This is a genomic window from Acinetobacter kanungonis (genome assembly GCF_009939195.1).
Taxonomy (GTDB): domain Bacteria; phylum Pseudomonadota; class Gammaproteobacteria; order Pseudomonadales; family Moraxellaceae; genus Acinetobacter; species Acinetobacter kanungonis.
The window spans coordinates 505,940-521,958 of the sequence record NZ_JAACKC010000004.1 but is presented as its reverse complement, the minus strand read 5'-3'; the positions used below and the strand labels follow the sequence as shown (position 1 = coordinate 521,958).

The following is a 16,019-nucleotide window of genomic DNA, read 5'->3' as shown; positions in this document are numbered from 1 at the left end:
GATATAAAGATCAATGCTTGGCGAGTCAGAGCCTTTGCTCTAGCATGAATTGATAAGTTTATCGACAATAAAAAAAACCTCCTGACGGAGGTTTTTGTTCGGGCTTAAAAATGGGGCTTAACCACCACTAAAATCACCACTGCAAATAAAATCAGTGTTGGCATTTCATTAAAGAAGCGCCAGAACTTATGCGATTTATAATGTGCATTGCCGATCAGCTTTTTGCGGTAATAACCACAGATCAAATGATAAATGACCAACAGCCCAACCAAGCCCACTTTGAGGTAAAACCACAATGCTTCGTGATAGTGACGCGTTGCATCGCCCCAATCCACCAAGAAATGTGCCGTAATTAGCGTGGCAATCATCGATGGCCACATAATACCACGGTACAACTTGCGTTCCATCACTTCAAAGCGCTGATGACTTAGAGCATCTTCACTCATGGCATGATAGACATATAAACGGGGGAGGTAGAAGAGTGCAGCGAACCAACAAACGACTGCAATGATATGTAATGCTTTTACCCAAAGGAAAGCATCAGAAGGAGCATCCATCAATTCACCCTTTTAAGGGCAGTGTGGAAAGTTGATCATTCACTGCATGGGCAATGAATGATCAAGATTTCTTAAATTAGCCTTCCCATTTTTTGAAAATGAGACAAGCATTTACACCGCCAAAACCGAAACTGTTACTCATCACAGTATTCAATTTTGTATCGCGTTTTTCAAGTACGATATCAAATGGTTTTGCGCCTTCATCAAGTTCAGTCACGTTGATGTTTGGTGCGATGAAGTCATTTTGCATCATCAATACAGAGTAAATCGCTTCTTGTACGCCAGCAGCACCCAAGCTGTGACCTGTCATTGACTTAGTCGAGCTTAGTGGAGGAACTTGACCTTCACCAAATGCACGTTCCATTGCCAACAACTCTGTTACGTCACCAGCAGGCGTAGATGTACCGTGTGTATTCACATAGTCAATCTTGTCTACGCCGTGTTGTTTCGCTTCTTCAAGTGCCATGAGTACACAACGTGTAGCACCTTCACCAGATGGCGCAACCATGTCAGCACCGTCACTGTTCGCAGCATAAGCCACGACTTCAGCTAAGATGTTGGCACCACGTGCTTGAGCGTGTTCAAGTGATTCAAGAACCACGAAACCACCACCGCCAGCAATTACGAAACCGTCACGGTCAGCAGAGTATGGACGAGACGCTGTTTCAGGTGTGTCGTTGTACTTCGAGCAAAGCGCGCCCATCGCATCAAACAACAAGCTTTGTGACCAGTGATCTTCTTCACCGCCACCCGCAAGCATCAAGTCTTGTTTACCCAGTTGAATCAGGTTGTACGCATAACCAATCGCATCTGCAGAAGTTGCACAAGCGCTGGTAATGGTGTGTGCAACACCTTGCATTTTAAAGGCAACGCCAACGTTCGCTGTAATGGTGTTCGACATGTTACGTGGTACGAAGAACGGACCAACTTTACGCGCACCTTTAGTGTCAAGGAGTTCTTTCATTTCAATAACAGAAGCTGTTGAACCGCCACCTGAACCACCAGCAATACCGTAGCGTGGGTTGCCGCCAATTTGTTCTGCTGTCAAACCAGCATTTTCAACTGCAGCCACTGCCGCATTGTAGGCATACATCGCACACACGCCCATAAAGCGTTTTAATTTACGATCAATGTGATCGAAATCTTGTTCTGCTGCTGCACTGATGTGACTTTTGAAATTAAGTTCAGCATAAGTCGGGTTGAAACGTGTTCCAGAAATCCCGTTTTGCAATGAATGAGTGACATCTTCTAAAGTGTTACCGATACATGAGTTGATGCCCATACCAGTAATAACAACACGTTTCATCTACAGATCCCTTATATGGTGATATTTTGCGTGACTGTATGCCGTCAGGGGAGAGCCTTTATGCTACAAGTCTTCATATGATTGATTTGAACTCATAATAGCAGAAAGATTTTTGAATTCTTATGGCAAATATGATGCGTATTTGGAACAGTGGAAAAAAGCCGATTTCGACAAAGTTCTTAACTAAAAGAAACAGTTTGATGTTGAGATAAACTTAGACTATACCTAGTATTTAGCGAGAAATGAAAGAATTGAACAAGAAGGGTCAAGAATGACAGAAGCTAATAATAAACAATCAACAGGATTCCTCTCAAATGCCTTTGGGGTGGCTAAAAAGCTCAGCCAAACAGGAATTGATGTTTTGCAACATGTTGCACCAGGCTCTGTAGCTGCCTATCCGCAAGGTGCGGGAAATTCAGCTTTTATTGAAGGAAAAGCGCATTCAAAGTCGGCTTTTGACAAGAAAAAATATCAAGATGCACAGCAGATTTTACGCGAACACTTTCCGCAAGTTTCTCGTCAACTTTTAGGTCGACATTATTCCAAAGTGAATAATGTGGCGAGTTTTGTGGCACCCCAATATACCGATAAAATTAGTGATTACTTTTTTGAACGTTTAAATGCTTTTAGTTCCGATATTAGCTCGGTGGATGATGTTCTGGATCAAGCTGGGGTGAAAGATCTTGAAACCCTGACCCAAGATGTCGATCGCTCCAAGCGCATCAGTCAGGCTTTGGCTGAACAGAATAAATGGATTGCTTCTTTACAAGGCATGCTCACGGGAGCTACGGGTACGCTTGGTTCCAGTGTCGATATTCCATTGTCTTTAATTTTATCGTTACGCACCATCTATCAAGTGGGGCGCGCTTATGGTTTTGAGCTGAATAAAGATACCGAACAAGATATCGTTCAGTTCATTTTTAAACAGATTGACCTTGGGCTGATCGCAGAAAAACAAACTTTGTTGATGGCGTTAAAAGCGTTGTCACAGATGTTGCAAACGCATGATCTTGGTCAGTTACAACATCTCCTTGGTTCGAGCAATGATATTGAGACTCTAAAAAAGTGGCTACACAATGAACAAGGCGACTACAAATGGGCTTGGATGAATAAAATTCCAAACTATGCGTTCTTAAGTAAACTGACCCCAGTTGCAGGCGCAACCTTAAGTGCGGTGTATAGCTGGAAACTGATTGAAGATGTTAATCAAAAAGCTCAGGTGGTGTTTGCACAAGCGCGACAATACATTCAGCAGCATAAAGATGTTGAGCTTTCAGTGGTAACCGCTTACGAGCGGTCATTGGCTTTGTTGGCGCAGGCAGCACCGAAACTACTCACTGAAACCGTACAGCCAAGCTTGGTGGAATCTGAGTCATTCAATGATGCAGCTGAGGTGACACTGGACCATCATCAAAATATTGCCAAGGTTCAGGTCAAGCGAAAAACTGCGGCTAAACCAAGAGATGAAACTGCTCAACAGCAGCAAATTGAGCAAGGACTGGAAAAATTAGCCGGGGATTGGGTTGAACCGCATGACCAAGTGCAGCAACAATCGGCATTAACATCTCAAGCCGTCGAGGTTCTTGTGGATGGCGCTGTAGAGCAGATTGAGAATCCTTTGGCAGAGCCAGTTGTTGCAGCAAAACGCCCGCGCAAGACGCCTGCAAAAAGGGTTACAAAAAAGACTACGCCACCGACTGAACAGTAAATATCGAAAAGTGTTTAAAAAATGGCAAGAAAAGCTGAAAGCCTGATGGATTGGTGCTTTGCTTAGGTTGACCATTTTTGCATCTTGACTTACAATTGCATGCCCTCAAAAAGTAGTATTTTTTGGGGCTTTTTATTAACGGGAGAATTGCCATATGGCAACAACAAATCAGTTGATCCGTAAGGGTCGTACGACTTTAGTTGAAAAATCTAAAGTTCCTGCGTTGAAGGCTTGTCCACAACGTCGTGGTGTTTGTACACGTGTTTACACAACTACACCTAAAAAACCTAACTCAGCAATGCGTAAAGTTTGCCGTGTTCGCTTAACTTCTGGTTTTGAAGTTTCTAGCTACATCGGTGGTGAAGGCCATAACCTACAAGAGCACAGTGTTGTTCTTATCCGTGGTGGTCGTGTTAAAGACTTACCAGGTGTACGTTACCATACCGTTCGTGGTTCTTTAGACTGTGCTGGTGTTAAAGATCGTAACCAGTCACGTTCTAAATACGGTGCTAAGCGTCCTAAGAAATAATCTTTCGAGATTAGCTTCTTAGTTCTCTAGAACTGCAATCCTTTATCGTCTCGCTTGTCTGATTTCTGCATTTATTTTGTGAAATTCAAGCGACGTGTAGTAAGGCCAGCGAAAGCACATGACACTTTGTGCTACGGCTGGATTAACCTGAAGTGTCATATATATAGGTAGTTTAAAATGCCAAGACGTCGCGTAGTTGCTGCTCGTGAAATCCTTCCGGATCCTAAGTTCAGTAGCCAAACAATCGCTAAATTCATGAACCACGTAATGCAAGATGGTAAAAAATCTATTGCTGAAAGTATCGTTTACGGTGCTTTAGACCGCGTTCAAGAAAAAAACAAAGTAGACCCAGTTGAATTTTTCGAGACTACTCTTGAAAAAGTTCGTCCTATGGTTGAAGTAAAAGCACGCCGTGTTGGTGGTGCTACTTATCAAGTACCTATGGAAGTACGCCCATCCCGTCGTACTGCCTTGGCTATGCGTTGGTTAGTAGATGCTGCTGCTAAGCGTTCTGAAAAAACTATGGCTTTACGTCTTGCTGGTGAGTTGCTTGATGCAGCTGAAGGTAAAGGCGCAGCGGTTAAAAAGCGTGATGACGTGCATCGTATGGCTGAAGCCAACAAAGCATTCTCACACTACCGCTTCTAAGCGACTAAAACAGCCCCTATTCAGGAGGGTGACAAGCTGGCTTACGCTAAATTGTCATCGAATCGCTTTAAGCTGTTCGCCAGCTTAAAGCGTCCTGTTTTAAACAACAAAATTTAGGAATGCAAGAAATCATGGCTCGTCAAACCCCAATTTCTCGTTACCGTAACATTGGTATCTCTGCGCACATCGATGCGGGTAAAACAACTACGACTGAACGTATTTTGTTCTACACAGGTGTATCTCACAAAATTGGTGAAGTACACGACGGCGCAGCTACAATGGACTGGATGGAACAAGAGCAAGAACGTGGTATTACCATTACTTCTGCTGCTACGACTTGTTTCTGGTCTGGTATGGCTAACCAATTCGACCAACACCGTATCAACGTAATTGATACACCGGGACACGTTGACTTCACAATCGAAGTTGAGCGTTCTATGCGTGTTCTTGACGGTGCGTGCATGGTTTACTGTGCAGTTGGTGGTGTACAACCTCAGTCTGAAACTGTATGGCGTCAGGCAAACAAATATAAAGTGCCTCGTTTAGCATTCGTGAACAAGATGGACCGTACTGGTGCAAACTTCTTCCGTGCAGTTGAGCAAGTTAAAACTCGTCTAGGTGGTAATCCTGTACCTATCGTTGTGCCAATTGGTGCAGAAGATACGTTTGCAGGTGTTGTTGACCTCATCGAAATGAAAGCGATTATCTGGGATGAAGCATCTCAAGGTATGAAGTTTGAATACGGTGATATTCCAGCTGACCTCGTTGACACTGCGAACGAATGGCGTACTAAGATGGTTGAAGCTGCGGCTGAAGCATCTGAAGAATTAATGGACAAGTACCTAGAAGAAGGTGATCTTTCTAAAGAAGACATCATCGGTGGTTTACGTGCTCGTACATTAGCATCTGAAATTCAAGTAATGCTTTGTGGTTCTGCGTTCAAGAACAAAGGTGTTCAACGTATGTTGGATGCGGTTATTGAATTCTTACCATCGCCTACAGAAGTTAAGGCGATTGAAGGTGTTCTTGACGACAAAGATGAAACTAAAGCATCTCGTGAAGCATCTGACGAAGCTCCGTTCTCTGCGTTAGCGTTCAAAATCATGAACGATAAATTCGTAGGTAACTTAACCTTCGTACGTGTTTATTCTGGTGTTCTTAAACAAGGTGATCCGGTTTATAACCCAGTTAAATCTAAGCGTGAGCGTATCGGTCGTATCGTGCAAATGCACGCGAACGAGCGTCAAGATCTTGATGAAATCCGTGCAGGTGACATCGCAGCGTGTGTAGGTCTTAAAGACGTTACAACGGGTGATACACTATGTGATGAGAAAAACATCATTACACTTGAGCGTATGGAATTCCCAGAGCCAGTAATTTCATTGGCTGTTGAACCAAAAACTAAAGCTGACCAAGAAAAAATGTCTATCGCTTTAGGCCGTTTGGCTAAGGAAGATCCATCATTCCGCGTTCGTACAGATGAAGAATCTGGTCAAACGATTATTGCTGGTATGGGTGAACTTCACCTTGACATCATCGTAGACCGTATGAAGCGTGAATTTGGTGTTGAAGCGAACATTGGTAAACCAATGGTTGCTTACCGCGAAACAATCAAAAAGACTGTTGAGCAAGAAGGTAAATTCGTACGTCAAACTGGTGGTAAAGGTAAGTTTGGTCACGTATACGTACGTTTAGAGCCAATGGATGTTGACGAATCTGGTAAAGAATACCAATTCGCTGAAGAAGTTGTTGGCGGTACTGTACCTAAAGAATTCTTCGGTGCGGTTGACAAAGGTATTCAAGAACGTATGAAGAATGGTGTCTTGGCTGGTTACCCTGTTGTGGGTATCAAAGCGACATTATTCGACGGTTCTTACCATGATGTCGACTCTGACGAATTGTCGTTCAAAATGGCTGGTTCTTACGCATTCCGTGACGGTTTCATGAAAGCAGATCCTGTTCTTCTTGAACCTATCATGAAAGTTGAAGTAGAAACTCCAGAAGACTACATGGGCGATATCATGGGTGACTTAAACCGTCGTCGTGGTATGGTTCAAGGTATGGACGATCTTCCTGGCGGAACTAAAGCTATTAAAGCTGAAGTACCTCTTGCTGAGATGTTTGGTTACGCGACTCAAATGCGTTCTATGTCTCAAGGTCGTGCGACTTACTCAATGGAATTTGCTAAATACGCTGAAACTCCACGTAACGTGGCTGAAGGCATTATCGCTAAATTCCAATCTGGCGGTAAAAAAGGTGACGACGAGTAATCTTTCGATTACTATAAGCCCAAACTAATTTTTTAGTTAATAACCAGTTGCTCATGCAGTGATCCTGCATGAGTAGTTTAAAAAGGAAAATCAAATGGCTAAGGCTAAGTTTGAACGTAATAAGCCACACGTGAACGTGGGCACAATCGGTCACGTTGACCATGGTAAAACTACTTTAACTGCTGCGATTGCAACGATCTGTGCAAAAACTTACGGCGGTGAAGCGAAAGATTACTCACAAATCGACTCTGCTCCTGAAGAAAAAGCACGTGGTATTACAATTAATACTTCACACGTAGAATACGATTCTCCAACTCGTCACTACGCTCACGTAGACTGCCCGGGCCACGCCGATTATGTTAAAAACATGATTACTGGTGCTGCTCAGATGGACGGCGCGATCCTTGTATGTGCTGCGACTGATGGTCCAATGCCACAAACTCGTGAACACATCCTTCTTTCACGTCAGGTTGGTGTACCTTACATCATCGTATTCTTAAACAAATGCGACCTTGTTGACGATGAAGAATTACTTGAATTAGTGGAAATGGAAGTTCGTGAACTTCTTTCTACTTATGACTTCCCAGGCGATGACACTCCAGTTATCCGTGGTTCTGCTCTTGCTGCGCTTAATGGCGACGCTGGTCAGTACGGTGAGTCTTCAGTTCTTGCTCTTGTTGAAGCGCTTGACTCTTACATCCCAGAACCAGAACGTGCTATCGACAAAGCATTCTTAATGCCAATCGAAGACGTATTCTCTATCTCTGGCCGTGGTACAGTTGTAACTGGTCGTGTAGAAGCTGGTATCGTGAAAGTAGGCGAATCTGTAGAAATCGTTGGTATCCGTGATACTCAAACAACTACAGTTACTGGCGTTGAAATGTTCCGTAAACTTCTTGACGAAGGCCGTGCGGGCGAGAACTGTGGTGTTCTTCTTCGTGGTACTAAGCGTGAAGACGTACAACGTGGTCAAGTACTTGCTAAACCAGGTACAATCAAGCCACACACTAAATTCGACGCAGAAGTATACGTACTTTCTAAAGAAGAAGGTGGTCGTCATACTCCGTTCCTTAACGGTTACCGTCCACAATTCTATTTCCGTACGACTGACGTAACTGGTGCGATCCAATTACAAGAAGGCGTGGAAATGGTAATGCCTGGTGACAACGTTGAAATGTCAGTAGAATTAATCCACCCAATCGCAATGGACCCAGGTCTACGTTTTGCGATCCGTGAAGGTGGCCGTACAGTAGGTGCTGGTGTTGTTGCGAAAGTAACTGCATAATCACTTTATTGTGTGAAAAAAGCGCTCCTTTGGGGCGCTTTTTTTATATGTATAGATTTCATAAAACGAATTTTTTATTTGATTTTGATTTATTAAACATAGTTGTAATTGTCAGACAATTTCCCCTTAAAACTGTCCTTAACTGATAGTTCCTTGACCCTATCTGCCCTTATCGCTTGTAGTGAAAAACGTAATATTAGAAACAAGAAAAACAAGCATAAAGCAGGTTAGACCGTAGGGGTCTATAGGAGTCTCAGGATGAATGCTAAGGTAAAAATTACCAATCGCGCAGGTGCAAGTTTCCCTGTACGCCGTATGAATTTTAATTTTGAAAATGTGCCTGAATATTGGATGAATGGTTCTGCAGGGCTGACACATTTTATGACCGCATTATCGGCACTATTTCCAGCAGGTGAGCAATTCTTTATTGATAGTGTACGTGCAGTTCGTTATCACCCCACCATTAAAGACAATCAGGTTTTGCAAAAAGAAATCAGTGCCTTTATTGGTCAAGAAGCCATGCATACCCAAGAACATGTGGGCTTTAATGCTTCGGCACAAAAGTACGGACATGATGTCGCGCGTTTAGAACAGCAAACCGATCAAGTCATTCAAGGTTTTCGTAAAACTGCCGCTATTTTGTTTAAGCCTCTAGGTGTTACCCAAGAAATGATCGACTTGATGGGAACTACCGCGCTGGAACACTTTACTGCAACCATTGCCTCGCAATTACTGATTAATCGACATATTCAGGAATTGATGACCGATGAAACCATGTCGACTATGTGGTACTGGCATGCAGTCGAAGAAAATGAACACAAAGCTGTAGCGTATGATGTCTTTGAAGGGGTTTTTGGAACGGGTATGAAAGCTTATTTCGCGCGTTGTGGCTCTTTAATTGCAGCCATGGCAACCTTATTTGTGGTGCAAAGCTATTTTGTCTTACGCTTATTAAAACAAGACAAGCAACTTAATTTTAAGGCTTTAAAAGATATCTATATTTATGGTTATAGTCCATCCAAAGGCATTATTACAGGGATGGGGCGAGAAATGCTGGCGTACTTTAAACCAAGTTTTCATCCGAATCATTTGGATACCATCAGTTTATTGGCAAATTGGAAGGCTAAATTAGGCTTGTAACGTTAGATTCTGAACTTGAAACAGCATGGGGAGAATAAAAATATCCCTGTTGTTGTTCGTTTCTAGGCAAAAAATTTTTATAATGCCTGTTCATATAGATCAGTAAGATGAACAGGCATGATTCGTTTTATGCAGCACAGCGATGTCAATGCTGTCGCTCAAATTGAAAAATTGGTGCAAAGCCATCCTTGGACAATCACGCAATTTCAGGATGCCGTAGAGAGTTACCAAAGTACGGTGATTGAGCAGGCTGGGCAAGTGGTGGGGTTTTGCATTTTACAGCCTGTATTGGATGAAGCGAATTTACTCTTGATGGCGATTCATCCGAATCAGCAGGGCAAAGGCTTGGGCTATCAGCTATTAGATCAATCGATGGCACTCTTAAAAAATCAACCTGTACAAATTTTTTTGGAAGTGCGGGAAAGCAATCAGGCTGCAATAGCATTGTATGAAAAATCGGGTTTCCATCAGATCGATTTACGCAAAAATTACTATCCCTGCCCAAATGGCGGACGCGAGCATGCCATTATTATGGTCAAAGCCTGTACCGATGATTTCTCGCAATTGTTTAAATAGCCTTGGGTGGAGCCAATTCACTCCATCTTATATGGGCTTATTTAATAATCGAATTGTTCCAGCCTGAGGGGAGTGTGGTCATTAAGGAGTTTCCCAACAGTTGAATTTCTTCTGCACTGAGGGAACGATTAATGCGACGCCATTGCCCGTCCAGCAATAATTCTAATGGGGTGTATTGCGATTTATAGTTCATTTTATTGGAATGTGGCACCCAGTAACCCAAATAGACATAGTCCAGCTGTTGCTGTCGGGCATATTCAATTTGTTTCATAATGGCAAAAGCTCCCAAAGAACGGCGGTTTTCATCGGGATCAAAAAAGGTATATACCGCAGACAAACCATCATCCAGTTGGTCACAGGTAGATACACACAGTAATTGTTCGTCTTTCCAAAGTTCAAGGAAAAAGCTTTCACTACAGCTATGAATCAGGAATTTTTCAAACTGATCATAACTTGGGGGGAACATATCGCCATCGGCATGTCGTTCACGGATGTAACGTTCATACAAGGCATAATGTACATCACTGGCATCTTTGGGTTGGCTAATTTTTACGGTTAAATCTTGATTGCGCTTCCATGCTTTTTTTTGCTGACTGTTCATTTGAAAGTCCTGTACTGGCACACGGCAAGACAGACACTGTCGGCATAGGTGACATTCAGGACGATAGACAAAGTCACCGCTACGGCGGAATCCAACCCGAGAAAGTTCGGATAAAGTCACCACATCAATCCGATGTGCTGGATCTAGAAAAACCATCCGTGCTGATTTTTTTTCAAGGTAACTGCATTCATGTGGTGGTGTAATGTAGTACTGCAAATCATTGAGCAGGGACTTCGGGTGATAAGAATTCATAAAGATCCCTCTATTGTTCTCATTCGATTAACTGCGCAGATAACGCTATTCTTTTACTTGAAAATACACCCTCTTGATACTTTTTCCAATCGATAGGGGGTTGTTTTATAATATCTTGTAACGAATTTAAGTACTCTTGTCGAGAAATCGTACAGGCACCGAGACTGAGCAAATGCTCATTGACCAGCTGACAATCAATCCATGCGAGTTTATTCTCCTGACCGAGCAGCATGAGGGTGTAAAACGCCATTTTCGATACGTCGCTACGAGTGCTAAACATGGATTCCCCAAAACAGCCCTTGCCAATGCTGACACCATATAGTCCGCCGACAAGCTGCTCCTGCTCCCAGACTTCCACGCTATAGGCATAGCCCGCAGCAAACATGCCCAAATAGCCTTGAATGATGTCTTCTGAAATCCACGTTTCATCGGCATAGCTACGCGGCAGGGCACAAGAGCGAATCACAGATTCAAAAGCATGATTGATGGTAATTTTATAGTCATGCTTCTTCATGTTACGCAGTAGGGATTTGCTTGGATGATACTGTTCAGGTCGAATAATGCAACGTGGCTCTGGGCACCACCAGCAAATTGGTTCATCGGCTGAAAACCATGGAAAGAGACCGTGGGTATAGGCTTCATACAAGGTGGAAGGGGAGAGGTCTGCACCAATACAAATCAGTCCATGTCCTTCTGGGTCAGAGGCAATCGGATCAGGAAATAAAAATTCAGAAGGCGCTAAAGTGTGTGGCATGATGTCATTCAAAGTGTCATTCTTTGCTCTATCATACATAAAAAAACCGCCCAAATTGGGCGGTCTTGTTTGATGTAAAAGATTATGAACCTAGTGCATCTAAATATTTTTCAGCATCGAGTGCAGCCATACAGCCTGAACCTGCAGAAGTAATGGCTTGACGATAAATACTGTCTGCAACGTCACCCGCTGCAAATACACCAGCAACTGAAGTTGCAGTGGCATTACCTGAAGTACCGCTTTGTACTTGAATATAGCCATCACGCAAGTTGAGTTGACCTTCGAACATGCCCGTATTTGGTTTGTGACCAATGGCAATGAATAAGCCCTGAACGTCTACATCTTGTGTGCTTTCATCAGTCGTTGATTTTAAACGTACTGAAGTCACACCCGTGTTGTCACCCAACACTTCATCGACTTGATTGTTCCAAAGAATGCTAATTTTGCCTTCTTTTTCTTTTTCAAATAAATGGTCTTGTAGGATTTTTTCAGAACGTAAGCTGTCACGGCGATGAACCAAAGTCACATGTGAAGCAATGTTAGACAGATAAAGTGCTTCTTCCACAGCAGTGTTACCACCACCCACGACCATGACTTTCTGGTTTTTATAGAAGAAACCATCACAAGTTGCACAAGCACTCACGCCTTGCCCCATGAATTTAGCTTCAGATTCTAAACCTAAATACTGGGCAGTCGCACCTGTTGAAACGATTAGCGCATCACAGGTGAACTCTTCCATATCACCTTTAAGCACAAATGGACGAACACTCAGGTCCACTTCATTAATGTGGTCATACACGATTTCAGTGCCAAAACGTTCTGCATGGGCTTGCATACGTTCCATCAACGCTGGACCTGTTAAACCTTCAGGGTCACCCGGCCAGTTATCGACTTCGGTTGTTGTGGTCAATTGACCACCCAGTTGTAAGCCTGCAATCAGGGTTGGTTTTAAATTGGCACGTGCAGCATAAACTGCAGCGCTATAACCAGCAGGGCCAGAACCTAAAATAATTAATCGTGAGTGACGAGCGCTCATTCGCGACATCCTTTTTTTCTTTCAAAATTTATGAAATTATACGTGAAAGTGTATAACAGTTGTGTGTGATCAATGTGGGTAATATTGATCATGCAAATCGATTTGAGCTATATAGAATAAAGTTAACAACAAGCCCTCATAATCTTGCATCTTTTTTACGTGAACAGGTGCATAATATCAGGTTTTATTAAGAAACAAATTCAGGTTGTTTTCCAGAAAAACATGAATGAAAAAATGCCTACAGGACAGAGTATGACTGCGGTGTCGGGTGCTTATGCACAGCGCTTAATGATGACATTATTTTTAGTCTCATTTGGGATTTATCTGTTCCTTGCAACAGTCACTTATACGCCTTTTGATCCAGGTTGGATGCATATTTCGAGTGACACTCAACAGGTGTCAAATGCAAGTGGTGTTGCAGGAGCATGGATTTCAGATTTATTGTTTGGATTTTTAGGCTGGGCAAGCTTACTCATTCCAATTTTTTTATTTATTGAAGCAATTCAGGTCTGGTGGCCACGTAGCTTTTTGAACCGACCATTTCGTTATGCTGCCCAATTTTTTATCCTGTTGGCAACGGCAACTTTATTGTTTTTATTCTGGGAAGTGCCTGCGGACACTTTAGCCAATGCCTCTGGTGGCATTATTGGTTATGAGTTGGGGCAAAGTTTAAGTCAGCTTCTGACCATCTATGGTGCAGCAATTTTCTTGATCGTCTTCTGGCTGGTATTGTTTACCCTCGCATTTGGCGTGAAGTGGAATAAGACTTGGGAGACACTGCAAGCGACACCGGCTTACCTACAAGATTTATTTTATAAAAATGTGCCTGAAAGTGAGTCGGATTTTGACCGTACCACACCGCAGGTGAAAAAACAGGTGGTTGCTGTTGCACCGAGCAAGGCTTCTGTAGCTGTAGAATCCACAGCTGAAACTCAGCCGCAAATACCTGTAGAGCAACCTTTCGTTGCAGGCGCTGCCGCAGAACGTTTGTTTGATGATATGGTGCAGAAAGAGTCCACCACGACTCAAGCTATGGCGATTGATTTAGATGATGACGAAGAGTTTGAGAAAACTTTAGCCAAAGCACACCAACTTGAACAAGACAGTCAGCGTAAAATTGCGACAGGTGAAGTGTGGCGAGCGCTGAATACCCATAATGATCATCAGCACAAACAAGATATTGATGCATTACTCAAAGCAGCCGAAGATGAAACGGTCATTCCCAAGCATGACTTTGGTTCGGTGGTTCAGCGAGAGCATCCTGCTGATGTCCAGCTTGACGTTCCAGCCAACAAAGCCAAAAGTAGTGTCGATTGGGACGACGACGAAATTTTTGATGATTTGCTCGCGGCTGTACCGAGTGGCAAAACGGCAACCGATATCCATACTCCATTTCAACGTCCTGAAATGCAAGTCATTCAACCTGTTGAATATGCGGCTGATCTCGCAATTGCCGAATCGGCAGTTGTGGGTGCAACCGTAGCAACAGTTACTGGCGTTGCTGAAGGTGCAGTCAAAGCAAGGTTATTGAATGATGAATTAGATCGTTTTCTGGATGATTTTGATGCGGAAGAGCAACAGGCTGAAGCTGCTGCTGTAGTAACGCAGCCTACGACATCATCCTATGCGCAATCTTCTGCCTTTGTGCAAGCACCGATTCAACATGCTTCGCCAGCAGTTGCTGCAAATACTGCCGTGCAGAGCAAAGCAGAGTTATCGAAAGAAGAATTTATCGAAGCGTGGCAAGAAACTGCAGGTAAACCACAAGACGAAGATGAATTCGATTTTGATGCGCCACTGACGGATGCCGCTGGACGACCGATGTCACGTGCCATGCAGGTGGCACAAAAGCGTCGTGATTTACCAACCTTACCGGGTTTGGAATTGCTGGATCGTGTCGATCCTAATAAAAAGGTCAATTTTACGGCCGAGCAATTGGCGCGCCTGTCTGAATTACTCGAAATTAAGCTGCAAGAGTTTAATGTCAAAGCCAAAGTGGTGGAGGCTCAACCGGGTCCAGTCGTGACACGTTTTGAACTGGATCTAGCGCCAGGGGTGAAAGCTTCTAAAGTGACCAATATCTCTAAAGATTTGGCGCGTTCTATGTCGATGGCTTCAGTACGTGTTGTTGAAGTCATTCCTGGTAAACCGTATATCGGGATTGAAGTGCCGAATAGCGCGCGTGAAATGGTGCGCTTGATTGAACTCTTGGAAACACCTGCTTACCGAGACCCTGCGGGCTTACTGTCTATGGCAATGGGTAAGGATATTTCAGGAAATCCTGTGATCACGGACTTGGGCAAGGCACCACATATGTTGGTGGCGGGGACAACAGGTTCTGGTAAATCTGTTGCAGTGAACTCGATGATTCTGTCGATGTTACTGAAATATACGCCAGATCAATTGCGCTTAATCTTAATTGATCCGAAGCAGTTGGAATTGGCGAACTATAATGATATCCCGCATTTGCTCACGCCTGTAGTGACCGACATGAAAGATGCGGTAAGTGCTTTAAACTGGTGTGTCAATGAAATGGAACGCCGTTATAAGCTCATGTCCTTCTTGAAAATTCGTAAACTTGCAGACTATAACCGCAAGGTTGAAGAAGCATTGGCGAATGGCGAGGACTTAATTGACCCAACGTGGAAAGCCAGTGATTCCGTAGTAGGTGAACGCGCACCGCGATTAACCCCATTACCTTCAATTGTGATTGTCGCGGATGAATTCGCCGACATGATTATGCAGGTGGGGAAAAAAGCGGAAGAAATGATTACCCGTTTGGCACAAAAATCACGTGCAGCAGGGATTCATTTACTCCTGGCGACACAGCGTCCATCGGTTGATGTGATCACCGGTTTGATTAAAGCCAATATTCCAACCCGTGTTGCTTTACGTGTGAACAGTAAAATTGACTCGCGTACCATTCTGGATGCTGGCGGCGCCGAGGATATGCTGGGGCATGGTGATATGCTGTTTTTAGGACCTGGTAAAATTGAGCCTGAACGTGTGCATGGTGCCTTTATTTCGGATGATGAAGTTAACCGCATTTGTGATGCATGGCGCGAGCGTGGTGATCCAGACTATATCGATGAAATTTTAACCCCATATGATGAAGAACCCACTTCACGTGGTTTCGAAGAGGGGGATGCAGGTTCTGATCGAGATGCCTTGTATGATCAGTGTGTTTCTTTTGTTTTAGAAACCCGTAAAGCTTCTACCTCGTCTTTACAGCGCAAGTTTAGTTTGGGTTATAACCGTGCTGCTCGTATCATTGACCAGATGGAAGAAAATGGCATTGTGAGTTCCATGGGTGCCAATGGCAAACGTGATATTCTGGTTTAATGTTGCTTCTCAAAA

The 16,019-nt window shown here is 43.5% G+C and carries 13 protein-coding genes; 8 read left to right on the top strand and 5 right to left on the bottom strand.

What is annotated here, in order from left to right; genetic code table 11:
- Positions 1 to 104: 104 nt before the first annotated feature.
- Together GWK51_RS10655 and GWK51_RS10650 are read right to left on the bottom strand one after the other, a co-directional pair.
- Positions 105 to 557 (bottom strand): CopD family protein, encoded by a 453-nt coding sequence (locus tag GWK51_RS10655; protein ID WP_161933670.1) that lies wholly within the window; start codon positions 555 to 557, stop codon positions 105 to 107.
- Between the two features lie 76 nt (positions 558 to 633).
- Positions 634 to 1,863 carry a beta-ketoacyl synthase N-terminal-like domain-containing protein gene (locus tag GWK51_RS10650; protein ID WP_100242959.1) on the bottom strand — a complete coding sequence of 410 codons (1,230 nt, stop codon included), beginning with the start codon at positions 1,861 to 1,863 and terminating at the stop codon, positions 634 to 636.
- A 271-nt stretch (positions 1,864 to 2,134) separates the two neighbouring features.
- Here GWK51_RS10650 and GWK51_RS10645 point away from each other — a divergent pair, with 271 nt between their 5' ends.
- The 7 genes from GWK51_RS10645 to rimI all read left to right on the top strand — a co-directional run bounded on the left by GWK51_RS10645 (position 2,135) and on the right by rimI (position 10,019).
- Positions 2,135 to 3,571, top strand: coding sequence for an EcsC family protein (locus GWK51_RS10645; RefSeq protein ID WP_161933669.1), 1,437 nt, complete (start codon positions 2,135 to 2,137; stop codon positions 3,569 to 3,571).
- A 154-nt stretch (positions 3,572 to 3,725) separates the two neighbouring features.
- Positions 3,726 to 4,100: a 30S ribosomal protein S12 gene (gene rpsL / locus GWK51_RS10640; protein ID WP_000246374.1), complete on the top strand. Its 375-nt coding sequence runs from the start codon at positions 3,726 to 3,728 to the stop codon at positions 4,098 to 4,100.
- 177 nt (positions 4,101 to 4,277) lie between these two features.
- Positions 4,278 to 4,748, top strand: a complete 471-nt coding sequence (rpsG, locus tag GWK51_RS10635; protein WP_004694929.1) for a 30S ribosomal protein S7 — start codon at positions 4,278 to 4,280, stop codon at positions 4,746 to 4,748.
- 131 nt (positions 4,749 to 4,879) lie between these two features.
- Complete coding sequence (gene fusA, locus GWK51_RS10630; RefSeq protein ID WP_100242963.1) at positions 4,880 to 7,018, top strand: elongation factor G; 2,139 nt, start codon at positions 4,880 to 4,882, stop codon at positions 7,016 to 7,018.
- A 94-nt stretch (positions 7,019 to 7,112) separates the two neighbouring features.
- The gene (gene tuf, locus GWK51_RS10625) at positions 7,113 to 8,303 is read left to right on the top strand and encodes an elongation factor Tu (protein WP_161933127.1); all 1,191 of its coding nucleotides are present in this window, start codon (positions 7,113 to 7,115) and stop codon (positions 8,301 to 8,303) included.
- A gap of 258 nt (positions 8,304 to 8,561) precedes the next feature.
- Complete coding sequence (locus GWK51_RS10620) at positions 8,562 to 9,443, top strand: metal-dependent hydrolase (RefSeq protein ID WP_161933668.1); 882 nt, start codon at positions 8,562 to 8,564, stop codon at positions 9,441 to 9,443.
- 117 nt (positions 9,444 to 9,560) lie between these two features.
- Positions 9,561 to 10,019, top strand: coding sequence for a ribosomal protein S18-alanine N-acetyltransferase (rimI, locus tag GWK51_RS10615; RefSeq protein ID WP_161933667.1), 459 nt, complete (start codon positions 9,561 to 9,563; stop codon positions 10,017 to 10,019).
- A gap of 37 nt (positions 10,020 to 10,056) precedes the next feature.
- Here the strand turns inward: rimI and GWK51_RS10610 are convergent, their stop codons facing one another.
- The 3 genes from GWK51_RS10610 to trxB all read right to left on the bottom strand — a co-directional run bounded on the left by GWK51_RS10610 (position 10,057) and on the right by trxB (position 12,662).
- Complete coding sequence (locus GWK51_RS10610; RefSeq protein ID WP_161933666.1) at positions 10,057 to 10,872, bottom strand: arginyltransferase; 816 nt, start codon at positions 10,870 to 10,872, stop codon at positions 10,057 to 10,059.
- A 19-nt stretch (positions 10,873 to 10,891) separates the two neighbouring features.
- Entirely contained in the window at positions 10,892 to 11,626 is a 735-nt protein-coding gene (aat, locus tag GWK51_RS10605) for a leucyl/phenylalanyl-tRNA--protein transferase (protein WP_161933665.1), read from the bottom strand.
- A gap of 82 nt (positions 11,627 to 11,708) precedes the next feature.
- Positions 11,709 to 12,662: a thioredoxin-disulfide reductase gene (trxB, locus tag GWK51_RS10600; protein WP_100243036.1), complete on the bottom strand. Its 954-nt coding sequence runs from the start codon at positions 12,660 to 12,662 to the stop codon at positions 11,709 to 11,711.
- Between the two features lie 252 nt (positions 12,663 to 12,914).
- Here trxB and GWK51_RS10595 point away from each other — a divergent pair, with 252 nt between their 5' ends.
- Positions 12,915 to 16,004, top strand: coding sequence for a DNA translocase FtsK (locus GWK51_RS10595; protein ID WP_161933715.1), 3,090 nt, complete (start codon positions 12,915 to 12,917; stop codon positions 16,002 to 16,004).
- Positions 16,005 to 16,019: the final 15 nt, after the last annotated feature.